Origin of the sequence: Chromobacterium indicum (genome assembly GCF_039708975.1) — a bacterium.
GTDB lineage: Bacteria > Pseudomonadota > Gammaproteobacteria > Burkholderiales > Chromobacteriaceae > Chromobacterium > Chromobacterium piscinae.
This window is the reverse complement of sequence record NZ_JAYFSJ010000004.1, coordinates 107,601-126,795: the sequence shown is the minus strand read 5'-3', so window position 1 is coordinate 126,795 and position 19,195 is coordinate 107,601. Positions and strand designations below refer to the sequence as shown.

The following is a 19,195-nucleotide window of genomic DNA, read 5'->3' as shown; positions in this document are numbered from 1 at the left end:
AGGACGCAAAAAAGCCAGGCTCGAGAGCCTGGCTTTTTTGTTTGTGTTTGGTGGAGGGAGAAGGATTCGAACCTTCGAAGGCTTAGCCGCCGGATTTACAGTCCGGACCCGTTGACCGCTGGGGTAACCCCTCCAGAGCGGCGCATCTTATCGGCTCGCAATATAACTGTCAACACCTCGCGGCGCGTGGAAGCGCTTCGCGCCGGATCTCAGGCCATCGCGGCTTCCCGATCGATGCCTCCTTTCCCGGTCCACCATCGAAACCGCAATCCGCATCGGCATGCCATTGCGATGAGATTTGCGGCAAACGCGATTCGGGCGCGATGCCCGTTCCCGCCCTTCACAGACGCTTGCCCGCGCCGTTTTCTCCATGGAACACCCTATTCAAGGCCAATGTCAGCAACATTGATGCATCGCTTCGTCGCCATCGGCTGATTCCCCTCCGCCGCCGGCTTCAAATCGGATGCCAGACCGCGGAAAAACGATGCATATTCCCAAGCCCGTTTCACGTCCCGCCCCTCAGCCCGCCAGGCTCGACAGCTTTCCGCTGTTCGAGAACCTGCCCCAGGATTTGATGCGGCATATCGAACGCCATGCCACGCAGGTCAGCGGCAGGCAGAGCAAGCTGCTGTTCTTGCGAGGCGACACGGAAGAGTTCATCGCGCTGGTGCTGCAGGGCAACGTCTACCATACCCTTCAGGAACCGGACGGCCACGAGGTCATCATCGACCGTTCCGGCCCCGGAGAAATAGTCGGGGAAAGCGCGCTGCTGCACTTGAGCCGCCGAAACTGCACCGCGCAACTGAGCCGCGACTGCCGTCTGCTGCTGCTGGATCAGAAGCATTTCCGTGCCTTGCAAGACGCGCCTCAACTGATGTCCCGCATCCAGCAGCAACTGTGCCGACGGCTGCAACACATCAGCAACTTCGTCGAAACCGTTTGTCTTTATCGGCTGGAGGCCCGGTTGGCGAGGCATCTGTTGATGGAGATCGATCTTCGCGGCCATCCCGGCCCCAATGGCCCCATCCTGCCGCTGAACATGAACCAGGCCATACTCGCTTCCATGCTCAACGCCAGCCGCCCTCGGCTTAACGCGCAGCTTAAGCAATGGCAGCGCAATGGGTTGATCCAGCTGTCCCGCCACATGCTGCAAGTCTGCGACCCGGTCCGACTCAGACAGATCGCCCAATACCCAGATAGGCAAATTAAATATTTTAAATGATAAAAATATTTAAATGTCACATCGGTAACTGAGCGGATTTCCCAGCTTCGCCATCCTGCAATCCCCATTGTCATGAACGGATGGCGACATGCTTAACCAAAACGTTGTTTCCTCCTCCAATCTTGGCCACTGTTTCGAGCCGGTCTGGCGAGAAATCCACGCCAAGCTGCAGCGCCGCGCCCGCCACCTGTGCAAAGGAGATATCCATCGCGCCGACGAGTTGCTGTCGGACACCGCCCTCAAGGTCCACCTTTACCTGCAGCACTCTCCGGAGCGCGTGCAAAACCTGGCCGGATTCCTGTTCCTGGCCCTGAATCACGCGTTTCTGGATTTTGTCCGCAGCCAACGCCGGGAGGGACGGGTGATCGATCCGGATTCCGACCTGGATAGCGCCCCTGTCCATGCCCACGCCGGCGGCGCCCCCACCCCGGAACAGCAGCTGTCTTTGAAACAGCAGCTCGCCTGGATGGACACGGCGCTGGCTGGGCTAAAGCCGCAACAGCAGTTATTGTTCAAGCTGAAGTTCGAGGAAGACCTGTCCTATTCGCAGATCGCCTCGCTGCTGGGAATCAACGAAGCGCTGGCGCGCAAACGGGTGGAGCTGCTGCGCAAATCGCTGCGCAAGCGGATGGAGCGGTAATTCTCGCGCCGCGCCTTGCCCGCAAGGCGATCCTGATTCTCCATCCCGCGCGTTCGCGGGACAGGCGCGGCGCCATTCCGGCGACAACCCGGATTTGTAACGCAGGGAAATTTTCACAGGGCCCATGGCGGCGCGTCCGTATGGCAAGCGCATGGCGCCTCTTCCCCATCAACCGCGATTCAGGAGCAATCATGGCAGACACCACAGTCAATGGACAAATCACCGACGCCGTCACCCAGACCAACGTCAAAGTCGTGGCCGAAGCTCCTGCCCAGGCCATGGCCGCGCTGTACCAAGTCGCCAGCCACTCGGCCGGTTTGGCGCTGCAAAACTCGGTGCACAGCCAGCAGGCGCTGAACCAGATCAACAGCGCGGTGATTTCCAAGGCGGTGTCCATGATCCTCTCCGTCGGAGAGAAGGTCTGACGCCCCGCGTCAAGGAGAACTGAACCATGGACTGGAAAGGAATATTCGGTTTGAAAAAACCGGCGACACCCGCAACGCCGGCTGCCGACGCGGCGCAACCGAGCCCGCAAGGCAGCGGCGGCCCGCCGCCCCAGACGGATGCCGGCGCGAAATCCGCGTCGGACAGCGGCGCGGCGCCAAGCCCACGGCAAGAGCCGGCAGGCGCTTCCCCCTCCGGCGGGCAGGCTTCCGCCCCGCCCTCCGCCAACCCCTTGCGCGAATTCACCGCCAAGCTCGGCACCTCTCCGGCCGGAAGCGGAGACACCTCGGCGTTGAATAGCCAAATCGTGCAGGCGGTGCAGCTGACCAACAGCGAAACCGCCGCTTATGCCAGCAACCAGATCGCGGTCGCGCCCAATATGATGATCACCCAGGCCAGCGGCCTGGTGGCGCAAGCCGGCGCCAACTACTTCGACGGCGCCAGCAAGCTGGCTCTCGCCAGCAAAAGCGTGCTGTTGAAAAACATGACTGAAAAGTTCGCCGCGGAGGACTTGAAGGGCGCCGCGGAAGACGCGCTGGGCATACTGATCACCGACCTCCTGGTCGGCACCGCCGCCGCGGCAGCGGCCGCCGCCGGCGCGATAGAAGCCGAAGCGGCGCACTTCGCCCTGGACAGGATAGACGAGAGTTTGAGCAAATATCAGGACTTGCTGGACAAACGCGGCGGTTGAGGGCGCCCCTCCGGCCGGCTTCAACGCCGGCGCGGCCAGCCCACGGCCTCCGCATCCGGAGCGTCCCCCCGCCGCTCCGCGGCGCGCATCCGTCCTGCCCCGCCTCACAAACCGGCGGTTTGCGCGTCCCGCCATGAATGCCTTCTTCCGCCAAACCGCCATGAGCCTGCCAGACCCAACGGACGCCCCCCGCGGCCCTCTTCCTGGACTGAGCAAAAGTCCAGTGCATCTGCTGTCCGCCCTCGTCGCGCTGGCTACGGACAAGCTGTGGGACACGATGCTGCCGGACATGGCCAGACTTCTGCCTCCGCAGGAAAAGGAACGGTTCTTTCTGTGCGCCGGCCTGCTGCTGGGCCTAATCACCCTCAGCGCCACCCTGACCCAACGCTGGGTGGACAGGGATGGACTGGGCGTGGCCCTGGCCAAAGGGCTAGCCATGGGCGTCCTGGCCGGTCTGCCATACTCATTTGGTTCCACCGCACTAGGGCTGATCTTCATCGGCTGGTCAGGCATCAACGAATTGCAGAAGTTTGAGCAGTGAACCTCATCGTTCCCCTGGAGAGTCAAACCATGCATCCGACACGCAATGCGTTCAGCCGCCTGTCGCGCGCCGCGGTGTTGCTGGCGGCGCTGGCCTCAGGCCAGGCGCTGGCGGCAAGCGCGCCGCCCCTGCCCGCGCTGGGCGCCGACCCCAAGCAAAACACGGTGTCCGGCCTCTCATCCGGCGCCTTCATGGCGGCCCAATACAGCGTCACCTACTCAGCCAGCGTAGCCGGCGCCGGCATCGTCGCCGGCGGCCCGTTCTATTGCGCCGGGCTGAACAAGCTGGGCGGCGCAGACCGCTTCATGATGACCGCCAGCACTCAATGCATGCGGCCGCAAGGCGCGGCCCCCTCCGGCGCGGCCGCCTGGAAGGAGGCGCAGCAGTTCGCCCGGGACGGCGCCATCGACCCGGTGGACAACATCAAGCGCCAGCGGCTGTATATCTTCACCGGCGCGTCCGACAGCGTGGTCTATCCCAAGGTGGTGGCCCAGACGCGCGCCTTCTACCTGAACGCGGGCGTGCCGGAATCGCAGATACGCTACGTGGACAACGTCAATGCCGGCCACGCGCTGCTCACGTCCAACCCGGGGGATGAAGCCTGCCCCGTCAACGTGTCCCCTGCCGCCGGCAGCACCAAGACCAATCTCAACAACTGCGGCTTCATGCAATCGCAAGACATCCTGCGCCAACTGTACGGCAACGACCTGAAGCCGCCGGCGACCAAATTGTCCGGCGAACTGCTGGACTTCGACCAGACCGAATTCTCCCAGAGCCGCTACACCGGTTTGTCCGACATCGGCCATGTCTACGTCCCGGCGGCTTGCCGCAAGCAGAGCTGCCGCGTGCACGTGGTATTCCACGGTTGCACTCAGGAAGACAGCCGCATCGGCAACCGCTACTACACCAGCACCGGCTACAACCAGATGGCCGACCGCAACCGCATCATCGTGCTGTACCCGCAGATCCGCACCGACCCCAAGCGCAACCCGCAAGGCTGCTGGGACTTCTGGGGCTATAGCAGCAAGGATCCGGTCCGGCCCGACTTCTACGCCCGAACCGCGCCGCAGATGTCCGCCATCCGCGCGATGGTGGAGCGTCTGGAAAGCCCTCTCCAATGAAAAGGAAACTCGATATGGAAGCGCATCCGCTGAACGCCTGGCTGCAAAACGGCGAAGCCGGCTGGCAAGCCTGGCACCCTATGTTCCGCCAATTCTTTTTCGCCGGCATTCCCGCCCACGGCGACTGGAAAGGCAGGCTGCAAACCGGACTGGAACAGCGCCAGCGGCTGGATGAATGGCAGCAAAGCGAAAGCAGCCAATGGCGGCAAGCATGGCGTCAGCATCTAGACGCTGACGGCTGGCTCGACTATTGCCAGCAATGCCAGGACATCAGCCAGCAATTCGGCCACCAGTTGCTGAACTGGCAGTTGAAGCTGATCACCTTGTGGCGGGAGCAAAGCTACGAACTGCTGCGCAATCTGCTGGACTCCCGCGGCGGCGCCGACGACCTGCTGGCCGTCAACGCGCTGCACCAGCGCGCCCGGCAAAACATGGGCGTGCACCAGGAGGATCTGCAACAGCTGCTGACCGGCTTCTCCCCCGCCTTGCTCGATTCCCTGCGGCAATTCCTGGCGCCCAAGTCCGAGTCGCCGACAAACTGATCCGCACCGCCGGCCGCCCTCCCCCGCGGCCGGTTTCCGCCATCCGCTTCACAAGCGGCCTTCCCGCTCGTCCTGCTGTCAGCTCGCCGGCAACGCCTCGCGCGCCGATTTCCCATCCATTCTGTCCGGAGAAACGCCATGCATGACGCCCCTCGCCATCCGAAATCCCCGCCTGCCCGCTGCCAGGGCAAGACCAGACTCGCCAGCGCCGCTTCGCGCCGCCGTTGCAACGGCGCCCCCGCGCCGCGTGTCCAAGTCCGAGGAGACCGCAATGGCTGACGACACGCTCCACCCCGACTTGCGCCAGATCTCGGAACAATATCTGGGCAGGACGCTGCAAGCGGAGGAAATGGAACAGCTGCTCGCCCTGCAGCAAAACATTCAAAGCCAGCCTCCCGCGCCTCTGGGCGCCGCCCAGCAAGCGAAACAGCAAGCGCAGCTGGCGATCACCCAAAACCAGGCCAGGGCCGGATCCAGCGTGAAAGAGATCCTTCAGGCGATTCAGACCGGCTCCGCCAAGGCGCTGCAAGTGCAGGAAACCGAAGAGCAGGCGATTCTGAAGCTGCTGGAGAGCAGCAAGACCTTGGCCGAATTGCGCCCTGCGGCATTGCAGCAGGGCGGCGCCGGCCTGCGGCCGAGCACCCAGCTGGTCATGGCGCAGATCGGCGAACAACTGGCCAAGCTGGCGCGCGCGGAAGTGAAAACATGCTTCGACCAATACTTCGGCCCGCTGAATCAGCAACTGCAGATGCTGGTGGCCCGCATGGAGGCGAAAGAGCGCGCCGCCGCCCTCAACGCGCCCGCCACAGCCGCCCCCGGCATCGAACCGCCCGCCCCATTCCCGGGCATGCCGCCTGACGCGCAAGAGATTCACAAGCCGATCGACTAGGCGTCCATTCAGCAGCGCGAGCGGTCGACGGCCAGTCGATAATCCCGCCCCGATCCTCGCGCGCTCTCAATCCAACCTGAAGGAGGCAACACATGGCCACTATCGTGAACGAGCAAATCACCGATGCCGTCACCCAAACCAACGTCAAGGTACTGGCCGAGTCCCCGGCCATGGCGATGGGCTCCATCTTCCAGACCATGGCCCACTCCACCGGCATCCTGTTCGAGAACGCCACCTCGGCGCAACAGCAACAAAACACGCTGGCGCAAAGCGCCGCCAACATGGGCGTGATGCAGATCTACAGCCTGGATACGATGGCGGGCGCCGCCGGCACCGAAAAAATGGCGCAGGCCGGCATCGCCGACAACCTGACCAGCCTGTTGACCGTGCTGCAGTCCTTCCGCCGCTAATCGCCCTCTTCCCGAAACAAGGAGTCACGTAAATGGCAACCACCGTCAATCCGCAGATCACCGACGCCGTCACCCAAACCAACGTCAAGGTGCTCGCCGAATCGCCCGCCATGGCGATGGGCTCCATCTTCCAGACCATGGCCCACTCCACCGGCATCCTGTTCGAAAACGCCATCTCGTCGCAGCAACAGCAAAACACGCTGGCCCAAAGCTCCACCAATATGGGCGTGATGCAGGTCTACAGCATGGACACCATGGCAGGGGCCGCCGGCACCGAGAAAGTCGGCCAGGGCGGCATCGCCGACAACCTGACCAGCCTGCTGACCGTGCTGCAAAGCTACCAACGCTAACCCTCACCCATAAACCAGGAGCAGTGAAATGGCACTAGACCAAATCACCGACGCCGTCACCCAATCCAACGTGAAAGTGCTCGGCGAAGCGCCCGCCATGGCGATGGGTTCCATCTACCAGACCATGGCCCACTCCACCGGCATTCTGTTCCAGAACGCCGTGGCGGCCCAGCAGCAACAAAACACGCTGGCTCAAGCGGCGGCCAACCAGGGCATCATGCAGATCTACAGCCTGAATACCATGGCCGGCGCCGCCGCCACCGAAAAAGTCGGCCAAGGCGGCATCGCCGACAACCTGACCAGCCTGTTGACCGTGCTGCAAAGCTTCATGCGCTGATTCCCGTCCCGCCCTCACGCTGACGTCCCTCGCCCCGGCGACGGGGCGTCTTTTTTCGTCGCGAAGCAGCCGGCCACCGCCTCTATCGCCGCCCTCACCCGCGCCACCCGCTGCAGATCCGGATGCAGCACCAGCCACATGTCCACCGGATCTACCCGATCCGGCCACACCCGCTCCAGCCCGGCGTCCTGATCGGCGATGAAGCAGGACAGCATGGCGATGCCCATGCCGGCCAGCGCCGCCTGCCGCAGGGTCAGCTGCGAATTGGCCTGCAGCGCGATGCGGGCCTGGTCCACGCTTTCGCCGCACAGCCGCTGCCAGTGGCGCGGCACGGTGTCGCGCGGAAACATCAGCAGCTCGTGGCCGGCGAAGCCGTCGCCGGGCAGCGGCCGTCCACGCCGCGCCAGGTAGTCCGGCGACGCGTACAGGCTCATGTCGATGGCGGCCAGCTTGCGCACCAGCACCTCGCCCTTGTCCGGTCGCAGGCTGCGGATGGCGAAATCCACCTCGCCGGCCGCCACGTCGCTGAGCGACAAGCCGGTCAGCAACGTGAACTCCAGCTCCGGATGCCGTCGCGACAACTCGGCCAGCGCCGGGATGACGAAAGCCTCGGCCACGGTGTCGGTGGCGGCGATGCGCACCGGCCCGGCCAGCTGGCGGTCGCTGTGCGCGGCTTTGCGGCTGAAGGCGTCGGCGGCGGCTTCCATCCGCTCGGCGTCGGCCAGCAGCATCGCGCCGGACTCGCTCAGCTGGTAGCCCTGCGGCGTGCGCAAAAACAGCCGGCCGCCGATCTCGGCCTCGAAAGCCTGCAGCCGCCGGCCCACCGTGGCCTGGTCCACGCCCAGTTGCTGGGCGGCGGCGCGCAGCGTGCCCGCGCGGGCGAGGGTGAGAAAGAAACGGGCGTTGTCCCAGTTCATGTTGCGCCTGCCTGCCATTGAGTGGATGCGAAATTGCATCACCATTCATCATATTTGTCTATTTTTACGCATCAAATTCTCGCCTAGCATGGCCGGCATGTTTCTTCCGCAGACTTCATCCATGTCCCACTCCAAGCCAGTCCAGACCGGCCTGCCCACCCTGCTGGCGCTCAGCGCCGGCATGTTCATGGCAGTGCTGGACACCAATATCGTCAACCTGGCGCTGCCCGCGCTGCAACGCAGCCTGAACGCCAGCCTCAGCCAGCTCACCTGGATCGTGGACGCCTACGCGCTCGGCTTCGCCGGCCTGATGCTCAGCGCCGGCTGGCTGGCCGACCGCTTCGGCCCCAGACGAATGCTGGCCTGGGGGCTGGCCCTGTTCGTGCTGGCCTCGCTGCTGTGCGGATTCGCGCCCGGCGCGCAAACGCTGATCCTCTTCCGGCTGCTGCAAGGGATGGCCGCCGCGCTGTTCATCCCCAGCTCGCTCGGCCTGCTGCGCCACGCTTTCCCCCATCCGGCCGAACGCGCGCGCGCCGTCGGCCTGTACGGCGGCCTGTCCGCCAGCGCCGCGGCGGCGGGCCCGGTGCTGGGCGGCCTGCTGCTGGGGCCGCTGGGCTGGCGCGGCGCTTTCCTGATCAATGTGCCCATCGGCCTCGCCGCCTTGCTGGCCATCCCCTTCGTGGTGCCCTTCCGGGAGGCGTCGCCGTCCCGCGGCGCGGACCTGCCGGGCCAGGCCGCCGGCATGCTGACGCTGTCGCTGGCCAGCTACGCGCTGATCGAGGGGCCGCGCCTGCCGCCGCCCATCCTGCTCGCCCTGTTGCTGGCCGTAGCCGTGAGCGGCCGGCTGTTCTGGCGGCTGGAGCAAGCCAACCCGCAGGCGATGGTGCCGCCGGCGCTGTTCCGCCATCCCGCCTTCGCCGCCGCCAACTGGGTGGGCTTCGCCATCGGCGTCGCCTATTTCGGCAGCCTGCTGCTGCTCAGCCTCTATCTGCAGCAGGGGCTGGGCCTGGACTCGCTGCATGCCGGCCTGGCCATGCTGCCGCTAGCCGCCTGCCTGATCGCCGGCAACGTCGCCGCCGGACGCCTGTTGCCTAGGTTGGGGGCCCGCCGCCAGATGCGCGGCGGCCTGCTGCTCTCCGCCGCCGGCTATCTGCTGCTGGCCCTCGCCGACGGCCATGCGCTGGCCTGGTCGCTGCTGGCCATGCTGCCGCTGGCGCTGGGCACCGCGCTCGCCATCGCGCCTATGACCGCCACCGTGCTGGAAAGCGCGCCGCCGCAGCTGTCCGGCACCGCATCCGCCGTGCTGAACGCCATCCGCCAGACTGGCGCCCTGGTCGGCACCGCCGGCGCGGCGCTAGTGGTGGGCCACAGCGCCGATCCGCGCCAGGCGCTGCCGCTTGGCCTCGGCCTGGCCGCGCTGGCGACGCTGGGCGCGGCCTGGGCGGCCAGCCGGATTCCCGCCGCGGAACGGGAGGCGTCGCCGCTCGCGGCGACGCGCTGACCGCCGGCGTCAAAACATCACGCGCCTCGCCTCCGCCTCCCAATGCCGACGCCGGCTGAAACGGCAACTCAAGGCGATCTCGCGTTGAAACAGCCACGGGTATAAACGGTAGAGGTAACGCATCGCACGGCTCGCTTTCTGAGTACGGTTGGGATGCGTGTTAGGATAGTTTTCGAATCCTTGCGAATAAACGCGCAATTTCGGAAAGATTGTCCTGATATGAAAACAATGCCGTCGCCAGACAACCTATTGGCCTTCGACGCCCTGGCGCGCGCCGGCAGCTTCACCGCCGCCGCCGATCTGCTGGATTGCCACAAAAGCCTGGTCAGCGCGCGGATCAAGGAGCTGGAACGGGAAATGGGCGCGGCGCTGGTGCTGCGCACCACGCGCAAGGTGGCGCTGACCGAGGCCGGCGAACGGCTGCGTCCGCACGCGGCCAGGCTGCGGGAGACCGTGGCTCAGGCGCGGATGGCGGTGGATGAAACGCAAAGCGACGTCGAGGGCCCGCTGACGGTCAGCACCACCTCGTCGCTGGCCCAACACGTGCTGGGCCCGGCGCTGAGCGAGCTCGCCGCCTCGCACTCCGGCTTGCAGCTGTCGCTGGAAGTGAACAACCGGCTGCAGGACCCGGTGGCCGACGTGCTGGACTTCTGCCTGCGCTCGGCGCGCTCCCATGCCATTCACGACGACAGGCTGGTGGCGCGGCTGGCCGGCTACGCCAGCGAGAATCTATACGCGTCGCCGGCCTACCTGGCCCGCCACCCGGCCATCCGCCAGCCAGCCGACCTGGCCGCGCACCGGCTGCTGGTGATGGAGTCCGAGCAGCGCGACGGACTCAAGCTCACGCGCGGCGAGCAGCTGCTTTCCCAGCCCGTCGGCGCGCTTTTCTACCTGAACGACTATCCGCTGCGAACCCACCTGGCGCTGAAAGGGCACGGCATCACGATGCTGGCCGATTACGCGGTGCAAAGCCATCTGCGCGACGGCGAACTGACGCGGGTGCTGCCGGAATGGCATTGCGACTATTGGCCGATCTACCTGGTCCACCCGTTCCGCGCGCCGCTGACGCGCAAATACCAGACCTTCATCGATTTCGTGCTGCCGCGCGTCGCCGCCGCGTTGCCGGAAAACCAGATGGATCAGGCCGGACGCGCCAGCATCACCCGGTAAAACTCGACGAAGGCGCGCGCCGCCGCCGGCGCGTGGCGGCCCGGCGGGAACACCGCGTAGACGCCGCCCTTGGGCAAGGTCCATTGCGGCAACAGATGGACCAGCCGGCCCTGGCGCAGATCCTCCTGCACGCTGAACGAATCCAGCACCGACATCCCCGCCCCCGCCAGCAACAGCGAACGCAGCGAGGCGGCGGAATCCACCTTGATCCGCGCGCGCATCCTCACCGTCTCCTCCTCGCCGCCCCCGCCGGCGAAGCGCCAGGTCAGCGGCGTCTTCAGCAAGGTCAGCGCCACCCAATCATGCCCGGCCAGCTCGCCAGGGTGGCCGGGCATGCCCCGCTCGCGCAGATAGGCCGGCGACGCCACCAGCTGCTGGGCGAACTCCCCCAGCTTCAACGCCCGCAGCGATGAGTCGCGCAGCGTGCCCAGGCGGATGGCCAGGTCCATGCCCTCGGCCACCAGGTCCACCATGCGGTCTATCGCGTGCAGCTCCAGCTGCAAACCGGGGTGCTGGCGGATGAACTGGGTGGCCGCCGGCGCGACTGACTCCGCCATATGGCTGACCGGCGCGGTCAGCCGCAGCGTGCCGGACAACGCCGCCGCGCCGTGGCCGGCCTGCAGCAACGCGTCGCGCAAGGCTGCCAGCGCCGGCTGGGCGTCCAGATACAGCGCCTGCCCCGCTTCGGTCAGCTTCACCCGCCGCGTGGTGCGGGTGAACAGCGTCGCGCCCAGTTGCGCCTCCAGCCGGCCCACCTGCAGGCTGACGTTGGCCTTGGTCATGCCCAGCCGCTCGGCGGCGGCGGTGAAACCGCCGGCTTCCGCCACCGCCACGAATATCTGCAACCCTTCCAGATTGCCCTCAACGCCTCTCGCCATATCAACTGTCAATTTTTCAATAACAATCAATTATGGTTTCAGCCGTTTATCGAATCAATCGAAAAGCGCATCATGCATTCCATCAGCGCTGCGACGCGGCGCCCCATCCGATATCAAACAAGGAGTCTCACCATGAAAATCGCACTGATCGGCGCCAGCGGCTATGTCGGTTCCGCCCTGTTGAAAGAAGCCCTGTCCCGCGGCCACCACGTCACCGCGCTGGTTTCCCGCCCGGAACGCATCGAAGTCCAGGCCAATCTGGCCGCCGCCAAGGTTGACGTGCAGGACAGCGCCCAGCTAGCCGAACAACTGAAGGGCTTCGACGCCGTGGTCAGCGCCTTCAGCGGCCACGCCCAGGCCGAGCAGTTCGACTACTTCGTCAAGGGCGTGCGCTCCATCATCGCCGCGGCCAAGGCCGCGCAAGCGCCGCGCCTGTTGGTGGTCGGCGGGGCCGGCAGCCTGGAAGTGGCCCCCGGCGTGCAGCTGGTGGACACCCCGGAATTCCCGGAGCAATGGAAGGCCTCGGCGCTGGGCGCCCGCGAAGCGCTGAACCTGCTGCGCGCCGAAACCGAGCTGAACTGGACGCTGCTGAGCCCGTCGGCGATGCTGCAGCCGGGCCAGCGCACCGGCCAGTTCCGCCTGGGCAAGGACCAGCTGCTGGTCGACGCCGAAGGCAACAGCCACATCTCGGTGGAAGACTACGCCGTCGCCATGATCGACGAGCTGGAAAAAGGCGAGCACCAGCGCAGCCGCTTCACCGTCGGCTACTGATAGGCCATCCCGGCGGCGTCACCAGCCGTCGCCGGTTTCCTGCAGATGGCGCCAGCGCCAGTTGGCGCCGTCCCGGCGCAGCACGGCCGTCGCATGGCGGCCGTTGCCGCTGCCGTCGCCCAAGGTCTGCGTTTCGTAGTAAGCCACCGTCGCGGCGTCTTCGCCGCCTGCCAACAGCGCCATCCGCTCCAACTTGATTTCCAGCCCCGGCCGGCTGCCTGCCGCGTCCTGGAAAAATGCCCGCAGTCCCTGCCAACCCAGCCGCGCGCCGCTTGGCGCCACCATGGCGAAGTCGGCATCGAAACCCGCCATCAGCGCTGCCAGCGCCTCCTCGCCATGCGGCCCGTCGCCCAGCCAGCGCGCGATCTGCGCCAAAGTGTCGCGAACCTGCGCCGATACCGCCAATTCATCATGCTTCATCATGCTTCTCCCATTCGAGGACGATTCAATAAACGCAATACCTCCGCATTGCCTATCCGGCTGCCCAGCCACAAGGGCGGCAACATGGCCAAGGCGGCGGCCAGAAAGCACAGATGGAAAGCCCGCACCGACAATTCCCGCGCCGCAGGCGCCGCCGGATCGGCGATGCCTTGCCCGGCCAACAGCAGGTTCAGCAGCACGCAGGCCAACGCCATGCCGACGCAGAAGCTCACCTGGCGGTTGATGTTCCACAAGGCGCTGGCCTCGCCCATCCGCGCCGGCTCCACTCTCAGGAAAGCCGTGCTCTGGCTGGCGCTGCTGCACAAGGTGCCGCCCAGGCCCATCAGCGCGTAACTGCCGGCCAGCCAGGGCAGCTGCCCGGACCGGTCTATCGCCAGCAGGCTCAGAAAGCCGATCCCCTGCGCCAGCGCGCCGGCCATCAGCAGCGGCCTGGGCCCCAGCCGGCGGTAGCCGCGCCCGGTCAGCGCGATCGCGGCGAATGAGCCCAGCGACCACGGCAGCATCAACAAGCCGGCGATGGAAGCCGGCACGCCCAGCACCTGCTGCAGATACAGCATCGCCACCAGGCTGACGCCCATGAAGGCGCCCGGCACCAGCAGATACATCAGCATCGACATCCGCAGCAGCGGATCGCGCAGCAATTCCAGCCGCAGAATGGGCCGCGGATGCCGGCGGCTGTGCCGCGCATAAGCCGCGCCCAGCGCCAGGCCCGCCGCCAGCAACGCGCCGCCGCGCGCCCAAGTGGACGGCTGCGCCAGATCGCCCAGCCCTTGCAAGACCAGCAGCAATGTCAGGCTGCCCAACAGCAGGCCAAGCCAATCCAGGCCGGCGGACGGCTCCGGCTCGCGCTCGTCCCGCAGCCAGCGCAGCGCCAGCACCAGCGGCACGGCGGCCAGCGGCAGGTTGAGCCAGAAAATCCAGCGCCAGCCCAGCGCATCCAGCGCCAAACCGCCCAGCGTCGGCGACAAGGCCGGCGCCAGCTGGCCCACCAGCAGGATCAGCGCGGTCAGGCCCGGCCGCTCCGCCGGCCGGTACAAGCGATAGGTCATGGTCTGGCCCAGCGGGATCAGCAAGCCGCCGCCCAGGCCCTGCAGCGCGCGCCAGGCGATCAACGCGCCGAGCGATCCGGCCTGCGCCGCGCCGGCCGAGCCCGCCATGAACAGCAGCAGCGAGGCGACGAACACCCGCTTGCCTCCCCAGCGCGCCGCCAGCCAGTTGCCTAGCGGAATCACCGCGGTCAGCCCCAGGATGTAGGCGGTGCTCACCCAGGCCAGCTCCGCCACGTCGCGATGAAAGGTGCGGGCAATGTCGGGAAAGGCGACATTGCCGACGAAAAGATTGGCCAGATCGATGAAAAACCCCAACAGGTACACCGCGGCCACGCGTTTGCGATACTCCATGCATCCAACCTCCTTGCTTGACGGAGGCCAGCTTAGTCTCGCTCGATAGCCGGAAAAACCACCGGCAATCGATTAAACTGTCAAAATAATTTTGACAATAAAGCCCACCCGGACATGAGCCTGCAACGCTTCCGCATCTTCGCCGCCATCGTGGAAAGCGGTTCGCTGACCGCCGCCGCCGAGGCGCTGGGCCACAGCAAGGCGGTAGTCAGCTTCAACTTGAAACAGCTGGAGGCCGAGCTGGGCGTGGCGCTGCTGACCCGCAGCACGCGCCGGCTGCAGCTGACCGAAACCGGCCGGCGCTTCTATCAGGACTGCCTGCATGTGCTGCGCATGGCGCAGGCGGCGATGGACGACGCGCGCCGCGGCCACGGCGGCCTGCAGGGCACGCTGAGCGTGAGCACCACGCCGGAATACGGCCGCCGACGGGTGATACCGGCGCTGGCGGCCCTCTCCCGGCTGCATCCGCGGCTGGCGGTGCGGCTGGAATCATCGTCGCGGCATGCCGACCTGATTTCTCAGCAGGTGGACGTGGCGATCCGGCTGGGCTCGCTGAACGACTCCAGCTACCGCGCGCGACTGCTGGAGGAATTCGACATCTGGCCAGTGGCCTCGCCCGGCTATCTGGCGCAGCCGGGAAGGCAAGTGGAAAGCGTGGACGCGCTCGCCCGCGCCGACTGGCTGGTGCACAGCCGGCTGGCGGCGCCGCTGCGCTGGAAACTGACGGGAAAAGATGGGGAAGCGATGCTGGACGCGGGCGACGCGCCGCGCATCGTCGCCGACACCTCGGGCGCGCTGCTGGACTTCGCGCGCCAGGGCTGCGGCGTGGCGCTGCTGCCGGACTGGCAGGTAAAAGACGATGTGGCCGCCGGCGCGCTGGCGCGCCTGCTGCCGGATTGGGAATTTCCGCGCCAAGGCGTGTACGCGGTCTACCCGGACACCCGCCACCTGCCGGAAAAAGTACGCGCCTTCATCGACTTTTTCGCCGACTACCTCGCGGCGCGGCAAGGGGAGGACTGAGCCAGCCGCGGCTCTCAGAACCTGCTTGCGATCTTTTCGCGGCAGCTTTAAAAGTCGCTGGCAAAAAGCCGCGCATCCGATGCGCCCGGATCCCTTCAAGCCTGCCGCCGGGTGGCAGGCCCGAGGTTTTAAGACCCGCTAACAAAACCCTGATCCTGCGTTGCGCCTCCTTGTCGTACTACTTGTACTGCCTGCGTCGGCGCGCCTTGGCTCAGGTACACTGCGCGGTTTTGTTAGCAGCTCTAAGCGGCTGTCTGTTTCAGCCCCTCGACGCTAGCGCGCATCGCTGAGCGAATCTGGAAGATTCGCACGCAGAGAGTTCAGCCGCGCCTCGGGCCTGACGGCCCCCGGAGGGAAGCCGCAGGCCAGGCTTGCAGGGTGGCTTTTAGGGGTGGAGGGGATATTTGGCCAAGCAAATATCCCCTCCCTGCTCGCCGGGCAGCCCCGGCTATGAAAATCATCATCCGCGCAGCGGATTCAAAACCTACAAACCGTGAACGAGCATATGAAAGCGCAACACGCTTACAGCTTGAAGCGCGACACCACGCCCTCCAGCGACTGCGACAAACGCTCCAGGTCGGCCACCACCTGGCCGGCGCGGCCGATTTCGGCGTCCGACTGCAGCGCCTGCGACGACATCTGCTCGGCGGTGCGCGCCATGTCCTCGGTGGCCTTGGACTGCTCGCTGGCGGCGTCGCGGATCTCCGCCGCCTGGCGCACCACCAGCTGCATGCTGGACTGGATCTCGGAAATCTGGCGCTGCGCCTCCTCGGCCAGTTCCACGCCGCCCTGCACCGCACCATAGGTCTTCGCCACGCGCTCGCGCGCCTGGCCGGAGCCCTGCTGCATGCCGCCGACCATGTCGTCGATCTCCACCGTGGCCTGGCTGGTGCGCTCGGCGAGCTTCCTCACCTCGTCCGCCACCACCGCGAAGCCGCGGCCCTGCTCGCCGGCTCGCGCCGCCTCGATTGCCGCGTTCAGCGCCAACAGATTGGTCTGATCGGCGATGTCCTTGATCACGCCGGCGATGCTGCCCACCTGGGCCGAGCGGCGCTCCAGCTCCTCCATCACCGTCTTCACCTCGTCCATCGACGACGCGACCGAACCGATCTCCACGCTGACCTTGCCCACCGCCTCGGCGCTTTGCGACGACAGCGCGCCGGCCTGCTGCACCGCCTCGGCGGTGCCGTGGCAATTGCCGGCGATGTGGCTGACGCTGACCGACAACTGCTCGATGGTGGCCGCCGTGGTTTCGCTGAGGTCGGCATTGTGGCGCGAACCGGCCGACAAGCGCTCGGTCATCCGCGCCAACTCGCCGGCGCTGCGGTGCAGTTGGCCGCTTTGTTCGCGCACCTGCTGGAACATGGCGCGCAGCTGCTCCATGAACTGGTTGAACGCCGCCGCCACCTGGCCGGTTTCATCGCGGCTGTCGGCCGGCAGCCGCATGGTCAGGTCGCCGTGGCCGGAGCTGAGCGCGCGCATCGCGTCGCGCAGCTGCACCAGCGGCCGGCTGATGAAGCCGGACACCTGCCAGATCACCAGCAGCGACAGCAGCAGCACCACCGCGTCAATCGCCGCCACCCACCAGATGGTGCGCGTCACCGCGCCGTACACCTCATTGGCGTCCATCTCCACCACCACGAACCAGTCGGCGTTGGGCATATAGCTGGAGGCGGCGATGGTCGGGCCGTTGGGACCGTCGAAATGCGCCAGGTTGAAGCCGGATTTGTTCAGCAGCTGCGGCGCGATCGCCGACAGGCCGGGCAGATCGGCCAGCAGGGTTTTCTTCTGCATCGCCGCCGGATCGCGGTGCAGCCTCACCTGGCCGGAGGCGTCCACCACGTAGACCTGGCCGCGCTCGCCCACCGCCATCTTGCGCACGCGCTCGGCCATCTGGGTGACGTCGAAGCCCAGCGCCGCCACCGCGCGGTGGCCGGCCTGGCCCTTGTTGGCCAGCACGTTGACGAACATCATCACCTGCTGCTTGCCGGTTTCCGAGCCCAGCGTGAACTGGCTGTCGCGGCCGGAGGCCAGGAAGTCGGCCAGCCACTTGTCGTTGCCCTTGGGATCGGCCTTGACGGTAGTGTGATCGATGTAGATGTTGAGCGTGGCCTCGGAAGTCCAGGAGATGATGGACGCGCCCGAGGTCTGCATCAGCGCCTTGGCGTAGCGCTGCCAGGGGCCGACGCCGGACTCGGGCTCGCCGGCGGCGGTCCAGTCCAACAGATAGGTGTTGGCGGCCAGCTGGCGGGTCTGGCTCAGCGGCAGCGCGATGGAGGCGTCCAGCTCGTTGCGTATGCCCTCCACCGTCGCCTTCAGTTCATGCTGCTCCAGGCGCTCGGTCAGCGCCGACTGGAACATGCGGGTGGACACCGTGCCGGCGATGGCCAGCGCGATGAGCAGGATCAGCGCGACGCTGACCAGGATTTTCTGTTTGACCGACCAGTTCTTGAACATGCTTGCTGGCTTTCCAGGAAGAGACGAAAAATGTCCGGCGCCGCCGGACCGCATATCCGCGCACGCTGCGCCCGCCAAACGACGGCAGCGCGAGCCGGAGCGGATTCCGTCTCTATCTGAAAAGCATGCCGCCGTAATGGCGGCGGCAATTGTAACAAGCCCTTATGTTTTCGCCATGAAGAATATTTTCAGCGACACATCTTCATGTGGAGTAATTGCCACAGCTCAGCCGGGCTGCCGACGCGCCGGCTGGGTGTCGTGCAGAAAACGGGTGTAGAGGTCGCGCGGCGGCTGCAGGCCGCATTCGGCCAGCACGCGCCCCGCCGCGCCGCGGTGATAGCCGCCGTGGGTGATCACCTGCATCAGCATCTCGGCGCGGCTCATCCGGCCATGGCCGCCGTCGGTGAAGGTGAAGTCGACGTTCTCGGCGAGTTCGGCATCGCTCAGGCCGCTGGCGTAGCCGATGTACCAGGCGTCGGTTTCGCGCGCCGCGGCCAGCAGGTCGGCCAATGCCGGCGTGTCCGGCGTATTGGTGCCGGCGTAGCCATGCGGCCGGCCAGTCAGATTGCCGGCGAAGATGCGATCCACCACGTGGATGTGGTTGAGGATGCGGACGACGAGATGGCGCTTGTCCGGGTGGGCTTCGCCATCCAGCTGGGCCGTCAGCGCGTGCAGCTCTTCATCGGCCCAGGCCTTGTAGCGGAACAGCGAGGGAAACAGATCGGGAAGACTCATCTTGCGGCCTTTCGCGCCGGACGGCGCCTGCGTGGGATAAGTTTCCCATTGTCTCACGGCTGACTTTCCGATGTCATTTCACGCCATAGGCCGCCAGGAACACCTTGACCGCGTCCGCCACCCTGCCCGGCCGCTCCGATGCCGGCGCCAGCTCGTCGATCAGGCCGGTCATCATCGCCGCCTGGCATTCCGACTGCAGCAGCCCGTGGAAATGCATGGCGGCGGTCCACGGCGACGCCTCGCGCAGCCGGCCGGCCTTCATCTCCGCGGCCATGAATTCCGACAGCCGGGTCCAGCCGGTCTTCGGCCCGTTCTCGTAAAACAGCCGCCCCACCTCGCTGCGGCTGCCGCTGCCCATCACGATCGCGTGCAGCGCGCGCAGCTGGGGACTGAACAGGCTGTCGAGGAAGGCGATGCCGAAAGTACGCAGCATCTCCTCCAGATCGCCGCCCGGCTGCAGCTTGACATAGGCCGACGACAGCTCCGCCGTCAGCGAGCGCATCACGTCCAGGAACAATGCCTCCTTGGACGGGAAATAGTTGTACAGCGTGGCCTTGGAGCCGCCGGCCCGGGCCGATATCTCGGACATCGACGCCGCCTCGTAGCCGCGTTCGACGAAGACTTCGGTCGCTGCCGCCACCAAGCCCTGGCGCTTGTTTTCGCTTTTTGTGCGCATATCCATCCTTAAAACTGAACCGTACGGTTCAATTTTCTTGAC

Annotated in this window: 22 protein-coding genes and 1 tRNA gene; 15 read left to right on the top strand and 8 right to left on the bottom strand. The window is 66.1% G+C overall.

Going from position 1 to position 19,195, the window contains the following annotated elements; translation table 11 throughout:
• Positions 1-48 precede the first annotated feature (48 nt).
• Positions 49-134: transfer RNA gene (locus VA599_RS07020), tRNA-Tyr, on the bottom strand.
• Between the two features lie 350 nt (positions 135-484).
• On the opposite strand from VA599_RS07020, the gene VA599_RS07015 reads away from it, so the two are divergent.
• From VA599_RS07015 to VA599_RS06965, 11 genes are all read left to right on the top strand, one after another.
• A complete protein-coding gene (locus VA599_RS07015; protein WP_021476916.1) occupies positions 485-1,222 on the top strand; it encodes a Crp/Fnr family transcriptional regulator in 738 nt (245 codons plus the stop codon).
• A gap of 88 nt (positions 1,223-1,310) precedes the next feature.
• Positions 1,311-1,862: an RNA polymerase sigma factor gene (locus VA599_RS07010; protein WP_021476917.1), complete on the top strand. Its 552-nt coding sequence runs from the start codon at positions 1,311-1,313 to the stop codon at positions 1,860-1,862.
• 191 nt (positions 1,863-2,053) lie between these two features.
• The gene (locus VA599_RS07005) at positions 2,054-2,287 is read left to right on the top strand and encodes a RebB family R body protein (RefSeq protein ID WP_021476918.1); all 234 of its coding nucleotides are present in this window, start codon (positions 2,054-2,056) and stop codon (positions 2,285-2,287) included.
• A 26-nt stretch (positions 2,288-2,313) separates the two neighbouring features.
• Positions 2,314-2,997: a hypothetical protein gene (locus VA599_RS07000; RefSeq protein ID WP_346788068.1), complete on the top strand. Its 684-nt coding sequence runs from the start codon at positions 2,314-2,316 to the stop codon at positions 2,995-2,997.
• Between the two features lie 223 nt (positions 2,998-3,220).
• The gene (locus tag VA599_RS06995) at positions 3,221-3,538 is read left to right on the top strand and encodes a hypothetical protein (protein ID WP_346788067.1); all 318 of its coding nucleotides are present in this window, start codon (positions 3,221-3,223) and stop codon (positions 3,536-3,538) included.
• Between the two features lie 29 nt (positions 3,539-3,567).
• On the top strand, positions 3,568-4,659 hold the full coding sequence (locus tag VA599_RS06990; protein ID WP_021476921.1) for an extracellular catalytic domain type 2 short-chain-length polyhydroxyalkanoate depolymerase: 1,092 nt from the start codon (positions 3,568-3,570) through the stop codon (positions 4,657-4,659).
• 14 nt (positions 4,660-4,673) lie between these two features.
• Positions 4,674-5,201 carry a hypothetical protein gene (locus tag VA599_RS06985; RefSeq protein WP_346788066.1) on the top strand — a complete coding sequence of 176 codons (528 nt, stop codon included), beginning with the start codon at positions 4,674-4,676 and terminating at the stop codon, positions 5,199-5,201.
• Positions 5,202-5,472: 271 nt separating this feature from the next.
• Positions 5,473-6,090 (top strand): hypothetical protein, encoded by a 618-nt coding sequence (locus VA599_RS06980; protein ID WP_021476923.1) that lies wholly within the window; start codon positions 5,473-5,475, stop codon positions 6,088-6,090.
• A 92-nt stretch (positions 6,091-6,182) separates the two neighbouring features.
• Positions 6,183-6,500 carry a RebB family R body protein gene (locus tag VA599_RS06975; protein ID WP_021476924.1) on the top strand — a complete coding sequence of 106 codons (318 nt, stop codon included), beginning with the start codon at positions 6,183-6,185 and terminating at the stop codon, positions 6,498-6,500.
• Positions 6,501-6,532: 32 nt separating this feature from the next.
• Complete coding sequence (locus VA599_RS06970) at positions 6,533-6,850, top strand: RebB family R body protein (protein WP_021476925.1); 318 nt, start codon at positions 6,533-6,535, stop codon at positions 6,848-6,850.
• Positions 6,851-6,878: 28 nt separating this feature from the next.
• Positions 6,879-7,187, top strand: coding sequence for a RebB family R body protein (locus VA599_RS06965; protein WP_021476926.1), 309 nt, complete (start codon positions 6,879-6,881; stop codon positions 7,185-7,187).
• A gap of 14 nt (positions 7,188-7,201) precedes the next feature.
• Here VA599_RS06965 and VA599_RS06960 read toward each other — a convergent pair whose 3' ends face one another.
• Entirely contained in the window at positions 7,202-8,104 is a 903-nt protein-coding gene (locus tag VA599_RS06960) for a LysR family transcriptional regulator (protein WP_104947987.1), read from the bottom strand.
• A gap of 121 nt (positions 8,105-8,225) precedes the next feature.
• On the opposite strand from VA599_RS06960, the gene VA599_RS06955 reads away from it, so the two are divergent.
• Together VA599_RS06955 and VA599_RS06950 are read left to right on the top strand one after the other, a co-directional pair.
• Positions 8,226-9,605, top strand: coding sequence for an MFS transporter (locus VA599_RS06955; RefSeq protein ID WP_346788065.1), 1,380 nt, complete (start codon positions 8,226-8,228; stop codon positions 9,603-9,605).
• 219 nt (positions 9,606-9,824) lie between these two features.
• Positions 9,825-10,775: a LysR family transcriptional regulator gene (locus VA599_RS06950; protein ID WP_158677407.1), complete on the top strand. Its 951-nt coding sequence runs from the start codon at positions 9,825-9,827 to the stop codon at positions 10,773-10,775.
• Here the strand turns inward: VA599_RS06950 and VA599_RS06945 are convergent.
• A complete protein-coding gene (locus tag VA599_RS06945) occupies positions 10,745-11,653 on the bottom strand; it encodes a LysR family transcriptional regulator (protein ID WP_346788064.1) in 909 nt (302 codons plus the stop codon). The genes VA599_RS06950 and VA599_RS06945 overlap by 31 nt on opposite strands.
• A 132-nt stretch (positions 11,654-11,785) precedes the next feature.
• Between VA599_RS06945 and VA599_RS06940 the strand changes: the two genes are divergently transcribed.
• On the top strand, positions 11,786-12,424 hold the full coding sequence (locus VA599_RS06940) for an NAD(P)-dependent oxidoreductase (protein ID WP_346788063.1): 639 nt from the start codon (positions 11,786-11,788) through the stop codon (positions 12,422-12,424).
• A gap of 18 nt (positions 12,425-12,442) precedes the next feature.
• Here VA599_RS06940 and VA599_RS06935 read toward each other — a convergent pair whose 3' ends face one another.
• Both VA599_RS06935 and VA599_RS06930 read right to left on the bottom strand, forming a co-directional pair.
• A complete protein-coding gene (locus VA599_RS06935) occupies positions 12,443-12,847 on the bottom strand; it encodes a nuclear transport factor 2 family protein (protein WP_199776204.1) in 405 nt (134 codons plus the stop codon).
• The gene (locus VA599_RS06930) at positions 12,844-14,265 is read right to left on the bottom strand and encodes an MFS transporter (protein ID WP_346788062.1); all 1,422 of its coding nucleotides are present in this window, start codon (positions 14,263-14,265) and stop codon (positions 12,844-12,846) included. Before VA599_RS06930 ends, VA599_RS06935 begins: the two co-directional genes overlap by 4 nt.
• A gap of 114 nt (positions 14,266-14,379) precedes the next feature.
• Between VA599_RS06930 and VA599_RS06925 the strand changes: the two genes are divergently transcribed.
• Positions 14,380-15,285 (top strand): LysR family transcriptional regulator, encoded by a 906-nt coding sequence (locus VA599_RS06925; RefSeq protein ID WP_346788061.1) that lies wholly within the window; start codon positions 14,380-14,382, stop codon positions 15,283-15,285.
• 522 nt (positions 15,286-15,807) lie between these two features.
• On the opposite strand, the gene VA599_RS06920 is transcribed toward VA599_RS06925, so the two are convergent.
• The 3 genes from VA599_RS06920 to VA599_RS06910 all read right to left on the bottom strand — a co-directional run bounded on the left by VA599_RS06920 (position 15,808) and on the right by VA599_RS06910 (position 19,153).
• On the bottom strand, positions 15,808-17,742 hold the full coding sequence (locus VA599_RS06920; protein ID WP_346788060.1) for a methyl-accepting chemotaxis protein: 1,935 nt from the start codon (positions 17,740-17,742) through the stop codon (positions 15,808-15,810).
• 225 nt (positions 17,743-17,967) lie between these two features.
• Positions 17,968-18,534: a DinB family protein gene (locus tag VA599_RS06915; protein WP_021477989.1), complete on the bottom strand. Its 567-nt coding sequence runs from the start codon at positions 18,532-18,534 to the stop codon at positions 17,968-17,970.
• A gap of 16 nt (positions 18,535-18,550) precedes the next feature.
• Positions 18,551-19,153: a TetR/AcrR family transcriptional regulator gene (locus tag VA599_RS06910; protein WP_031296649.1), complete on the bottom strand. Its 603-nt coding sequence runs from the start codon at positions 19,151-19,153 to the stop codon at positions 18,551-18,553.
• Between the last annotated feature and the right edge of the window lie 42 nt (positions 19,154-19,195).